Genomic DNA, 10,985 nt, shown 5'->3' on the forward strand with positions numbered 1-10,985 from the left:
CCAACACACGGGGGGTGTGAGGCCGGAACCAAATTTCAAAATTTGGCACTGACATTCATCGACACACTATTGAGTTCTCAAAGAACACACGCACACGACGGTGAATCCAAAGTTGATCAGATTCCCTATCGAGGCAACTTTTCCAGCCTAGTCGCAGAACCCGACAGATGTCAAGAACTAGTTTTCCGACTGGAAGGTGTTCATGTCCGGCGCTCCTCGTCCAACCTCGTTTCCGTTCCCGATTTCCAGCCTCTGAGCTGGGCGTTTCGGTCCCGGTCGGTGTCCGTGTCGCTCTGACCTGGATTAAGTTACGCGGCGGATAACGCAAGGTCAAATCCGCTGGTCACCGAGGCGTTTGCGCAGGTGAAACGGCTGCGGACCGGGCGAATCGGGGGCCTGAGCCACCGGCTTGTGACTCAGGTCATTTCGATCTTGTTGCCCTATCAGTGGCCCGCGCGGCTCACGCCTCAGTGACCCGCGCGGCGCACGCCGGCGAAGTTCTTCTTGCCTCGACGCAGCACCAGCCAGCGTTCGTGCAGGTAGTCGGCCTCGGCGGGGATCCACTCGGGGTCGGCGATCTTCTCGTTGTTGACCGACGCGCCACCCTCGTTGACCGCGCGCCGGGCCGCGCTGCGGCCCTCGCACAGACCGGAGTCGACCAGCAGATCGACGATGGTCGAGGTGGGGGTGGACTCGGCGAGCTTGCCGTCCACCGCGGATTCGGCGAGCGCCGCCGACAGTGTGGACTCGTCGAGTTCGCGCAGGTCGCCGCGGCCGAACAGGGCCTGGCTGGCGAGCTGCACCGCGCGGGTGTTCTCCTCACCGTGCACCAGGGTGGTCATCTCCGCGGCCAGGCGCTTCTGTGCTTCCCGGGCGAAGGGCCGCTCGGCGGTGGCCTTCTCCAGTTCGTCGAGCTCCTCGCGGGACAGGAAGGTGAACCAGCGCAGGTAGCGGACCACGTCGGCGTCGGCGGTGTTCACGAAGTACTGGTACCAGGCGTACGGGCTGGTCATCTCCGGGTCCAGCCACAGGCTGCCGCCACCGGTGGACTTGCCGAACTTCTTGCCGTCGGCCGAGGTGACCAGCGGGACGGTGAGCGCGTGCACGTGCTCGCCGTCGACGCGGCGGTTGAGCTCGACGCCCGCGATGATGTTGCCCCACTGATCGGAGCCGCCGACCTGCAGCGTGCAGCCGTACTCGCGGCGCAGCTGCAGGAAGTCGTTGGCCTGCAACAGCATGTAGCTGAACTCGGTGTAGGACATGCCGTCCGACTCCAGGCGGCGCTTGACCGTGTCACGGGCCAGCATGACGTTCACCGAGAAGTGCTTGCCGATGTCGCGCAGGAACGAGACCGTGCTGAGCGGTCCGGTCCAGTCCATGTTGTTGGCGATGATCGCCGCGTTGTCGCCGCCGTCCAGATCGACGAAGCGTTCCAGCTGGGCGCGGATGCGGCCCGCCCACTCGGCCACGGTGTCGGTGGAGTTCATGGTGCGCTCGCCGACGTCGCGGGGATCGCCGATCAGACCGGTCGCGCCGCCGGCCAGCACCACCGGGCGGTGGCCCGCGCGCTGGAAGCGCTTGAGCGCCAGCAGCGGGACCAGGTGGCCGGCGTGCAGGCTGGCCGCGGTCGGGTCGAACCCGGCGTAGAGGGTGATCGGGCCGTTGGCCGTGGCCGCGCGCAGGGCGTCCAGATCGGTGGACTGCGCGATCAGTCCGCGCCAGGTCAGTTCATCAATGATGTCGCCGCTCACGACCTCTATCTTTCCGCACGTGAATATGGCGGTTGCACAGGGTTGAGCCGTCGCGGCGGATCGGTACAAGCCCGGACCGATCCGCCGCGTCGGCGGGTGGAACTACCGGAGACGCCCACAGGCCCGTCGCCGAGGCGACGGGCCGGGGGCCTGCGGTAGTCCGGTCACTTCACCAGGTCGGTGAAGGTGGCGAAGGAGGCGCGGCGCTCGTAGGCGATCCAGGCGAAGACGGCGACCAGGACCAGCGGGAAGATAGCCAGGCCCGGCGCGCCGAGCAGGAAGGCCTGGGTGGCGGCGGCGCACACCATGGTGATGGACAGGCCCGCGGCGGCCGGGCCGGACAGGCGGGGGATCATCAGGCCCAGGCCGCCGGAGACCTCGACCAGGCCGGTGAGGTAGCGGAACCAGTCGCCCCAGCCGATCTCGTTGTAGATGCGCACGGCGTCGGCCTGGCCCACGAACTTCGGCAGGCCGGAGGCGATGATGAAGAACAGGCCGAGGACGATCTGCAGGGTCCACAGCACGCGGTTGCGGAGCTTGGTCGGGGCGGCGACGGCGATGGTCGGAGTGGCGGCGATGGTGGTCATGTCGAATGTCCTTCCGGGGCTTGTCGGTTCGGTTTCGAACCGCTTGCTGGATAGGACGGGGGCCGTCGCGAAAACTCATCGCGGTCCCGAAAATTTCTTTTCCGCGCAGGTCGGGCTAGGTGTCGAAGGCTGCCTCGAGGGCGCTGAGGTGCACTCGGCTGGCGGTGGCGGCCGCCTCGGGGTCGCGGGCGCGGATCGCGTCGTAGAGGTGTTCGTGCGCGTCCTGATCGCGCTCGGGTGTGCGCATGGGGCGGATACGCAGCATGTCGATCATGGCGTGGCGTGAGCGCGGGACGAAGGCGTTGAACAGCTCGAGCAGGATGTCGTTGTGGGCGGCGGCCACCACGGTGCGGTGAAAGGCGGTGTCGGCGTCGACCAATCCCTCGACGGTGTCGCCGCTTTCGGCACGGGCGGCCAGGGCGCGCAGCATGGCGCGCAGGTCGGCGGGGGTGCGGCGGCGAGCGGCCAGGGCGGCGCCCTCAGCCTCGATGGCGATGCGGGCCTCGATGACGGTGACGATGTCGCTGCGGCGCAGCACGGTGTCCCAGTCCTCGGCGGTGTCCAGGGCGGTGACGAAAACGCCCGCCCCCTGGCGGCTTTCGAGTACGCCGCGCCCGGCGAGTTCGCGGATGGCCTCGCGCAGGGTGGAGCGGCCGACGCCGAGCTGGGCGGCGAGGGTGGTCTCGCCGGGCAGTTTGTGGCCCAGCTGCCACTCCCCCGCACGGATCCGGGTGAGCAGCACCTCGGCGGCTTGTGCGGCGAGTGGATGCCTCTGGACCTGCGCCACGTGTCGCCGTCCTCTCTACTTGTCTGAGGAGTTGTTTCCCTCTAGTCTAGTCCACATGCTGACCGGTGCCCTGCTTCTCCTTCGCTGCCGCGACGGGGTCTGATCGACCGGCACCCCGTCAGCGGGCTCGCGGTGCTGCGCCGGTCACCTCCTCCGACGCGAAAGCGATTGCCCCGTGCGCACTCCCCCGATCTGGAATCGTCAGCAGCCCTCCGCCATGCCGTCGCATCGGTATCGCGATGTGTACCAGCGTGTTTCGGTACCACTGATCGAACGCGACTGGCCGTCCAACCGGATCACCGAAGCCCCGCTGTGGGTGCCGGTGGATCTGCGCGACGGCAATCAGGCCCTGGCCGAGCCGATGGATCCCGTCCGCAAGCGCCGGTTCTTCGAACTGCTGGTGGCCATGGGCTACAAGGAGATCGAGGTCGGGTATCCCAGCGCCTCGCAGACCGACTTCGACTTCGTGCGGCTGATCGGCAGCGAGCGACTGGCTCCCGGCGACGTCACCATCGTCGTCTTCACCCCCGCGCGCCGCGATCTGATCGAGCGGACCGTCGAATCGGTGCGCGGCATCCCCAATGACGTGGTGATCCACCTGTACACCGCCACCGCGCCGACCTGGCGGAACGTGGTGCTGGGCAAGACCCGTAACGAACTGGCCGAGCTGATCACCACCGGTGGGCGCGACGTCCTGGAACTGGCCGGGGAAATGCCGAATGTCCGGTTCCAGTTCTCCCCCGAGGTATTCATGCTGACCGAGCCGGACTTCGTGCTCGACGTCTGCGACCGCATGACCACGCTGTGGGACGCCACGCCCGAGCGGCCGGTGACGTTGAACCTGCCCGCGACCGTCGAGGTCGCGACGCCGAACGTGTACGCCGACCAGATCGAGTACATGCACCGGAATCTGGCGCGGCGCGAGGCGGTGATCCTGTCGGTGCATCCGCACAACGATCGCGGCACCGGCATCGCGTGCGCGGAGTTGGCGGTGCTGGCCGGGGCGCAGCGGGTGGAGGGGTGCGTGTTCGGCAATGGCGAGCGCACCGGCAATGTGGATCTGGGGACGCTGGCGTTGAATCTGCACGCGCAGGGCGTGAATCCGATGATCGACTTCTCCGATATCGACGAGGTGCGCCGGACCGTCGAGTACTGCACCGGGCTGCCGGTCCACGACCGGCATCCCTACGCCGGGGATCTGGTGTACACCGCGTATTCGGGCACCCATCAGGACGCGATCCGGAAGGGCTTCGCCGAACACCGGGAGCGGGCGGCACGACTGGGCGCCCCGGAGCGTGAAATCGCTTGGGAGGTACCGTATCTGCCGATCGATCCGGCGGATGTGGGCCGTTCCTACGATGCGGTGATCCGGGTGAATTCGCAGTCCGGCAAGGGCGGGATCGCGTATCTGCTGGAGTCGGAGTACGGGCTGGAGTTGCCGCGCCGCCTGCAGATCGATTTCGCCCGCCACGTCCAGCGCCACACCGATCGGACCGGGACGGAGGTGTCGGCGCGGACGCTGTGGGAGCTGTTCGAGACCGCCTACGCGGGCGCGATCGTGGCGACGACGCCCGGCATGCCCGCCGACGCGACGGTCGAGGAGGCGGCGGAACTGCTGGGCCGCCACGGCTATTCGGTCGAAGTGATGTCCATGACCCACCAGACCGTGGACCGGGCGGGGTCGGCTCCGGCCGTCACCTACCTGGAGTACCGGACCTCCGACGGCCCGGCCTGGGCGTTCGGTTCCGGTGAGACGGCGGCGCGCGCGACGATCGCGGCCTTGGTGGCCGCGGCCGGGTCGCGCAGCGCGGTGCTCATCTAGGCGGCACGGTCCTCATCTGGCCTGGGCGCCCAGTAAGCGCTCCAGTTCGGTGACCCGGGCCTCCAGATCCGCGATGCGCCGGCGCAGATCGGATTCGGGGGCCTGGGCGGGACCGGCGAGGGGCCCGTCGGCGACGCGGGAGACGCGGGTGCGGATGTCGGCGGGTTCGGCGCCGAGGCTGATCAGGATCTGCGGGGCGATGCCGTCGCCCTCCTCGATCAGGGCGAGCAGGATGTGCTCGGGCCCGATGTAGTTGTGCCGCAGCCGCATCGCCTCGCGCAGTGATCCTTCGAGGACCTTCTTGGAGCGCGGGGTGAAGGGCACGTGCCCGCTGGGCGGTTTCTGCTCGTGTTCGCCGACCGCCTGCCGGATGCGTTCGCGCACGCTGGAGACGTCGAGGCCGAGGTCGCCGAGTACGCGGGCGGCGATCGGGTCGTCGCCGGCGATGACGCCGAGCAGCAGGTGCTCGGTGCCGATCCAGTCGTGCCCGAGTACCTGGGCTTCTTCCTGGGCGAGCACGATGGCGCGTCGGGACGCATCAGTGAACCGTTCGAACATGGGGCTTCCACCTAGGGGTGAGCTGTCGATCAATCCACCGTAGTCCTCCGGGCCGTCCCACCGATACGGGCTCGGCCCGAGAGCGCGGTCCAGTCGGATCGGTCCAGTTTGGGGGCGCGCGGACTGCGCCGGTAGGCCGACACCGCCGGGGAGTCCGGCAGCCACAGTCGCCACGGGCGGTCGGCGGCCAGGCTGACACCGACCCGGGGTCCCACCGAAACGGCGGCGGAATCGGTGATTTCGGGTCCGAGTTCCAGCCGGATCGGGGCGTCCGGATCGAACAGGTGAGTTCCGTAGTCGTCCAGCCCGATTCCCAGGGCGCTGCCGACATTGCCGGGCCCGCGGGCCAGATCGGCGTCGGTCTTGGCGGCGGGGCGGCGACCGCGTGCGACGTCGTGCCCTTCGATGATCTCGCCCGCCCGGATGAGCACCGCGCTGGCGGTGCCGTCGGGCCCGCTGACCACATTGACGCAGGTGTGCATGCCGTAACTGAAGTAGACGTACAGCACCCCGGGCGGCCCGAACATGACCGCGTTGCGCGGAGTCCGGCCCCGCCCCGAGTGCGCCGCCGGATCGTGCCAGGGCCCGGCGGGATCCCCGCCGTAGGCCTCGACCTCCACGATGCGCAGGGCCACCGGACCGGATCGCAGGACCCCGCCGAGCAGTCGCCGCGCCGCACGCAGCGGTTCGACGGCAAGCTCTTCGGGACTCACGGCGGATCATTCTTCCGCACGGTCGTCCCGGGCGCGGTGCCGGGACGACCGAGCGAGCGTCGAGCGAGTTGCCCGGGTCAGTGCCGCGTGGCTACAGCCATTCGGCGACGCCGCGGTGACCCGAGCAGGTGCCGCGGCGGTGCTGGCTGAAGCTGTAGGTGCCGTCCTTACAGCGGGCGGTGGCCCCGTCGGGGACGGTGGCCGACTGTTCCGGGCGGTGCACGCAGGCGCCGTCTGAGTTCTCGTATTCGCTTGCGGTGCAGGCGGTGTGGAGTACCGGCGCGGCGACCGCCGGTCCGGCGAGCGCGGTGCTCGCACCGATGAAGGCCGCGGCGGCCCAGGGCAGAAGATGGCGCGCCGCGCGGCGCGTTGTCCAGCCGTTCACTACGGAATCCCTTACAGAAGAGCAGTTTCGACACGGGAGGCGGATTCCCCCCGACGAGCGCCGAATAGTACGGGTCCGCCGCCGCCCCGAGGCCGGGTTCTCGAGTCGCCGACCGATTGGACGGCCTATTCGGTGGCGCTCGGCGGCTGGATGCCGGCGAGTTTGTCGGGATTGACCTGGAATCGGAGGTTTTCGATGTGACCGTCGCGGATGTCGTAGGTGAGGGCGCCGACGCGGAAATCGCCGAGCAGGACCAGGACGCCGAGTTCGCCATTGAGCTGGGCGGATTCGAGGCGCACGCCGGTGAGGACCGGTTTGGCCAGCACTCCCAGGATCCAGCGGGCCACGTGGTCGGGGCCGTACAGCGGACGGCGGGCGGCGGTGACCTTGCCGCCGCCGTCGTTCCAGAGGGTGACGTCGGGGGCGAGTAGTTCCATGAGGGCATTGACATCGCCGCCGTGGGCGGCGGCGAGGAACCTGTCGGTGATGTCGGTGCGGGTGGCGGGATCGGTGTCGAAACGCGGCCGGCGCGCATGGACGTGGGAGCGGGCGCGGTGGGAGATCTGCCGGACGGTGGCCTCGGGGCGGTCCAGGAAGCCCGCGATCTCGGCGTGCGAGTAGCCGAACACCTCGCGCAGCACGAAGACCGCGCGTTCGACGGGACCGAGGGTTTCGAGGACGACGAGCATGGCGGTGGAGACCGTGTCGGCCATCTCGGTCTCCTCGGCGGCGTCAGCGGTGTTCGTGAGCAGGGGTTCGGGCAGCCACGGGCCGACGTAGGTCTCACGGGTGGCCCGGGCGGAGGTGAGGCGGTTGAGGGCCAGGTTGGTGACGGTACGGACCAGGTAGGCCTTGGGGTGGGTGACCGAATCCCGGTCCACCTCATGCCATTTGATCCACGCGTCCTGCAGGACGTCCTCGGCGTCGGTCACGGTGCCGAGCATCTGATACGCGGTGCCGAACAGCAGCCGTCGGTGGGCGACGAAGGGGTCGATCGGATCGTCCTGCATGGGCACATGCCTACCTCATGCCAGGCCGCGGGTCGCACTGCCGCCATTGCTGAGTTGCGCGCTGACAGTCATGTGCTTGCTCAGCTTGTAGCTGGGCACCGGGCTGGCGCTGACCATCTCCTTGTACGCGACGGCGGCGCGGCCCTTCAGGTACCAGCGGCGCGGGGTGTCATCGGCGTTGGTGAACTGGATGACAGCGTCGCGGCGGCCCAGGCTGACCGGCTGGTGCAGGTAGCCGAAACGGAAGGGCTTCACGGTCTTTCCGCGCAGGCGGCGGGCGACGGCGTCGGCGGTGTACGCGCCGGTGGGGATGCCGCTCTGGCAGGTGCCGTGCAGGACACCGAAGGGCATGCGGATCGCGGCGGCGTCGCCGATGGGCAGGATGTCGGGGTGCGAGACCGAGCGCAGGGTGGTGTCGGTCAGGATCAGGCCGCGGTCGTCGACGGCGATTCCGGCCTGCTCGGCCAGCGGCGACACGCGCACACCCGCGGTCCACAGCGTCAGGTCCGAGGCGAGGAGTTCACCGGTGGTCAGGCGGACGGCGTCGGGCAGCACTTTGGCGACCTGGACGCCGGTGTGGCGGACGATGCCGAGACGGTCGAGGGCGCGGTTCAGGTGGGCGCGGGCCTTGTCGCCCATCATGTTCCCGGGTTCGGCGGCGCTGATCAGGGTGACGGTCAGGCCGGGGTGGGCCTCGGCGATCTCGGTGGCGGCCTCGATGCCGGTCAGGCCGCCGCCGACCACGGTGACGGTGCCGGCGGTCGCGGCGATCTCGGTGAGGCGCCGCGAGAAGCGGCGGGCGCGGCGCGGGTCGTCGAGGGTCCAGGCGTGGTGGTCGGCGCCGGGGACGGTCGAGGTGTCGGTGCGGCTGCCCAGCGCGTAGATCAGGGTGTCGTAGCGCAGTTCCGCGCCGTCGTCGAGGGTGACGACGCGGGCGGCGGGATCGAGGGCGACGGCGGCGGCGCGGCGGAAGGCCACGCCCGATCCGGCCAGCACGTCGGGGATGCGGTGGTCGGCCAGTTCCTGCCCGGCGGCGATCTGGTGCATGCGCAGGCGCTCGGTGAAGCGGTCCGAGGGGTTCACCAGGGTGATGCGGACCTCGAGCTTGCGGGTGCGGCGGGCGAGGCGGGCGGCGGCCATCATGCCGGTGTAGCCCGCGCCGAGGATGACGATCTCGTGGGTTGTGGTGGTGGCGTTCATGATCGGCTCCGGGGGTCGTTCCTGCTGGGTCGGCTATGGGACAGGACAGCCCTCGGGAACGTGACAATCAGGCGATGTGACGTGGGTCACCACGGAACATCCGGGTCGGATGACCGGTTGGGACAGGGGATGGCCGGGCCCCCGGCCTGCGACAACAGCGTCGGAGTGAGGTGTGATGGCCGTACAGGTCGAGATCTGGACCGATATCAACTGCCCGTTCTGCTACCTGGGCAAGCGGCGATTCGAGGAGGCGCTCGACGCCTTTCCGCACAAGGACGCCGTGACCGTGGTGCACCGATCCTTCGAGCTGGACCCGACACTGCCCAAGGATCACAGCGACGCGGTCATCCCGCACATCGCCGAGAAGTACGGCATCAGCGAGGCGCAGGCTGCCGCCAACGAGCGCGGTCTCGGGGCGCAGGCCGAGGCGGCCGGGCTGACCTATGTCACCTCGGGCCGCGATTTCGGCAACAGCTTCGACATGCACCGGCTGCTGCATTTCGCGCTGGAACAGGGCCGCCAGGAGCAGATGCTGGACGCCTTGTACGCGGCCAACTTCGCCGAGGAGCGGGCGCTGTTCGGTGACACCGAGCGGCTGGTCGAGGTGGCGGCCTCGGCCGGATTCGACGAGTCGGCGGTGCGGGCGGTGCTCACCGATCCCGAGGCCTACGCGGACGCGGTGCGCGCCGACGAGGCCGAGGCGGCACGGCTCGGGGCCCGCGGGGTGCCGTTCTTCGTGCTGGATCGCAAGTACGGGGTGTCGGGCGCGCAGCCGCCGGAGGTGTTCGCGCAGGCGCTGGAGCAGGCCTGGAGCGATCACGCGCCCGAGCTGGCCATGGTCGCGGACGGCGACGCCTGCGGGCCCGACGGTTGCGCTGTGCCGCAGCGGGATTGAGCCGGTCGCCGCGGCGGTGAGCGTCAGCGCCCGTTGCCGCGGTGCATCCGGAAGCCGACCGCGTCCACGGTCGGAATGTAGGCGCTGCGCTCGCCGGAGCGGAGGCGCAGCACGTCGTCGGCGATGACGAAGCCGTAGGCGACGACCATCAGCAGCACCAGCTGGCCCCACGCCACCCAGACGATGCCCAGTGGCGTGGTGGCCAGCACCGCGACCGCCCCGACCAGCCGCAGCCAGGCCCGCGGAATGCGCAGCGCCAGCCGGAACAGGGCCTGGCCGACGAAGAAGACCGCGACGCCACCCGAAAGGGCCAGGGCCGCCGCGGTACTCGCGGGTTCGTTGCCGTGCGCGATGGTCATCGAGATGCCCGCCGCGGTCAGGATGATGCCGAGGATCAGCACGAACAGCGAATAGCCGTAGGCGTAGACGGCCGGGCGGATGCGGGCGGGGCCGGGCAGCGCGCGCAGGGCGTGTTCGCCGCGTTCGTCGTCGAAGCCGAAGTAGGCCCACCACAGCACATAGCCGAGGGTGAGGCCGAGGCCGGCGGTCGCGACGAGGCCGACGGTGAGGTCCATGCCGGTCAGGTTCGCGCCGATGGCGATGACGGATTCGCCGAGCGCGATGATCACGACCAGGCCGTGGCGTTCGCAGAAGTGGCTGGGGCGCACCGCGAATCCCTCGGCGCGGATCAGATACGGCGACACCACCTGGATCACGACGGCGGCCGACCAGAGCACGGTCCGCAGGCCACCGTGGGTGATGCCGCCCGCCAGCACCAGCAGCGCGGACAGGCCGTTCAGCGGCGCCAGCCGCCACATCGCCGAGCTGGCTCCCGCACCGCCCGAGGTCGCGAACATGAAGCTGTGCACGGTGTTCACCAGCAGGTATCCGAGCCCGAACGCCAGGCCGGAGCCGCCGAACGCGCTCGGGACGGCGATGGCGATGACGAAGAATCCGAACATGCCCAGCAGCAGGAAGGTGCGCCGGGAGGAGCTGTTCGGCGCGACCTCGTTGGTGAGGAACACGTACCCGCTGTACATCCACCAGATCAGGGCGAACATCAGTGCCACGTGCCCGAGTTCGGGCCAGCCCGGGTGATGGGTGAAGGCGTGCGTGAGCTGGGTGATGGTGAAGACGAACACGAGGTCGAAGAACAGTTCCAGGGTCGAGGCCCGGACCTGTCCCCCTTCGGCCTCGAGCTCGCGCGCCGAACCGGACATTTCGCTGGTCACGTGCAGATCGTAGAGCCGCCCCGCCTCCCCCGCCGCTTTTGCCGC

The 10,985-nt window shown here is 69.4% G+C and carries 11 protein-coding genes; 2 read left to right on the plus strand and 9 right to left on the minus strand.

Annotated features, from left to right (window positions below):
* Positions 1-467 precede the first annotated feature (467 nt).
* The 3 genes from tyrS to ACFYTS_RS35215 all read right to left on the minus strand — a co-directional run bounded on the left by tyrS (position 468) and on the right by ACFYTS_RS35215 (position 3,125).
* Complete coding sequence (gene tyrS / locus ACFYTS_RS35205) at positions 468-1,751, minus strand: tyrosine--tRNA ligase (RefSeq protein ID WP_387309569.1); 1,284 nt, start codon at positions 1,749-1,751, stop codon at positions 468-470.
* Positions 1,752-1,915: 164 nt separating this feature from the next.
* Positions 1,916-2,338 (minus strand): DoxX family protein, encoded by a 423-nt coding sequence (locus ACFYTS_RS35210; RefSeq protein ID WP_387309570.1) that lies wholly within the window; start codon positions 2,336-2,338, stop codon positions 1,916-1,918.
* A gap of 115 nt (positions 2,339-2,453) precedes the next feature.
* Entirely contained in the window at positions 2,454-3,125 is a 672-nt protein-coding gene (locus ACFYTS_RS35215) for a FadR/GntR family transcriptional regulator (RefSeq protein WP_357288585.1), read from the minus strand.
* Between the two features lie 217 nt (positions 3,126-3,342).
* Here ACFYTS_RS35215 and ACFYTS_RS35220 point away from each other — a divergent pair, with 217 nt between their 5' ends.
* The gene (locus ACFYTS_RS35220; RefSeq protein WP_387309604.1) at positions 3,343-4,947 is read left to right on the plus strand and encodes a 2-isopropylmalate synthase; all 1,605 of its coding nucleotides are present in this window, start codon (positions 3,343-3,345) and stop codon (positions 4,945-4,947) included.
* 12 nt (positions 4,948-4,959) lie between these two features.
* On the opposite strand, the gene ACFYTS_RS35225 is transcribed toward ACFYTS_RS35220, so the two are convergent.
* From ACFYTS_RS35225 to ACFYTS_RS35245, 5 genes are all read right to left on the minus strand, one after another.
* The gene (locus tag ACFYTS_RS35225; RefSeq protein ID WP_357288582.1) at positions 4,960-5,505 is read right to left on the minus strand and encodes a Clp protease N-terminal domain-containing protein; all 546 of its coding nucleotides are present in this window, start codon (positions 5,503-5,505) and stop codon (positions 4,960-4,962) included.
* Positions 5,506-5,534: 29 nt separating this feature from the next.
* Complete coding sequence (locus tag ACFYTS_RS35230) at positions 5,535-6,218, minus strand: DNA-3-methyladenine glycosylase (RefSeq protein WP_357288579.1); 684 nt, start codon at positions 6,216-6,218, stop codon at positions 5,535-5,537.
* Positions 6,219-6,309: 91 nt separating this feature from the next.
* Positions 6,310-6,603, minus strand: a complete 294-nt coding sequence (locus tag ACFYTS_RS35235) for a DUF3761 domain-containing protein (RefSeq protein WP_357288576.1) — start codon at positions 6,601-6,603, stop codon at positions 6,310-6,312.
* A gap of 125 nt (positions 6,604-6,728) precedes the next feature.
* Complete coding sequence (locus tag ACFYTS_RS35240) at positions 6,729-7,613, minus strand: RNA polymerase sigma-70 factor (RefSeq protein ID WP_387309571.1); 885 nt, start codon at positions 7,611-7,613, stop codon at positions 6,729-6,731.
* A gap of 15 nt (positions 7,614-7,628) precedes the next feature.
* Positions 7,629-8,813 carry an NAD(P)/FAD-dependent oxidoreductase gene (locus ACFYTS_RS35245; protein WP_387309572.1) on the minus strand — a complete coding sequence of 395 codons (1,185 nt, stop codon included), beginning with the start codon at positions 8,811-8,813 and terminating at the stop codon, positions 7,629-7,631.
* Between the two features lie 175 nt (positions 8,814-8,988).
* Here ACFYTS_RS35245 and ACFYTS_RS35250 point away from each other — a divergent pair, with 175 nt between their 5' ends.
* Positions 8,989-9,708: a DsbA family oxidoreductase gene (locus ACFYTS_RS35250; RefSeq protein ID WP_387309573.1), complete on the plus strand. Its 720-nt coding sequence runs from the start codon at positions 8,989-8,991 to the stop codon at positions 9,706-9,708.
* 23 nt (positions 9,709-9,731) lie between these two features.
* Here ACFYTS_RS35250 and ACFYTS_RS35255 read toward each other — a convergent pair whose 3' ends face one another.
* Positions 9,732-10,940, minus strand: a complete 1,209-nt coding sequence (locus ACFYTS_RS35255; RefSeq protein WP_387309574.1) for a low temperature requirement protein A — start codon at positions 10,938-10,940, stop codon at positions 9,732-9,734.
* Between the last annotated feature and the right edge of the window lie 45 nt (positions 10,941-10,985).

Origin of the sequence: Nocardia sp. NPDC004151 (assembly GCF_042874235.1) — a bacterium.
Lineage (GTDB): Bacteria > Actinomycetota > Actinomycetes > Mycobacteriales > Mycobacteriaceae > Nocardia.

Coding starts and splice junctions, on each gene's coding strand:
- ACFYTS_RS35210 (WP_387309570.1), bottom strand. CDS start 2,338: ATGACCACCATCGCCGCCACTCCGACCATCGCCGTCGCCGCCCCGACC.
- ACFYTS_RS35220 (WP_387309604.1), top strand. CDS start 3,343: ATGCCGTCGCATCGGTATCGCGATGTGTACCAGCGTGTTTCGGTACCA.
- ACFYTS_RS35225 (WP_357288582.1), bottom strand. CDS start 5,505: ATGTTCGAACGGTTCACTGATGCGTCCCGACGCGCCATCGTGCTCGCC.
- ACFYTS_RS35240 (WP_387309571.1), bottom strand. CDS start 7,613: ATGCAGGACGATCCGATCGACCCCTTCGTCGCCCACCGACGGCTGCTG.
- ACFYTS_RS35245 (WP_387309572.1), bottom strand. CDS start 8,813: ATGAACGCCACCACCACAACCCACGAGATCGTCATCCTCGGCGCGGGC.
- ACFYTS_RS35250 (WP_387309573.1), top strand. CDS start 8,989: ATGGCCGTACAGGTCGAGATCTGGACCGATATCAACTGCCCGTTCTGC.